Here is a 311-nt window from a genome sequence, read left to right on the forward strand (position 1 = left end):
GCATGGCTGCGAGCGCGTTCACGTTGAACATCGCTCCGTGAATAAGAAGAAGTAATCCACTTACTTTCGCCATTCGATAAAGCGGTTTTGGCATCAATCGAGCCTGCCAGCTTTAAACGTACAAATGGGCGCTTACGTTCCACTCGGCATAAAAAGCCAGGGTTTAGCGCCCTCGCCGCTGATTCCATTAAGCCAGAGCGAACTTTAATGCTCGCCTGTTCTAACATACCAATGCCTCGGCCAGCGACTTGCGGATTAGGGTCAACCATCGCAATAATCACTTCGGCGACTTGCTCTTCAATCAACATGCT

The 311-nt window shown here is 49.8% G+C and carries 1 protein-coding gene; it reads right to left on the reverse strand.

What is annotated here, in order from left to right:
• Window positions 1–311, reverse strand: a 311-nt coding sequence (locus tag Q4528_RS13255; RefSeq protein WP_303521967.1) for a bifunctional diaminohydroxyphosphoribosylaminopyrimidine deaminase/5-amino-6-(5-phosphoribosylamino)uracil reductase RibD, incomplete at both ends; no start/stop codon positions are given.

Origin of the sequence: Staphylococcus pasteuri (assembly GCF_030547725.1) — a bacterium.
Lineage (GTDB): Bacteria > Bacillota > Bacilli > Staphylococcales > Staphylococcaceae > Staphylococcus > Staphylococcus pasteuri.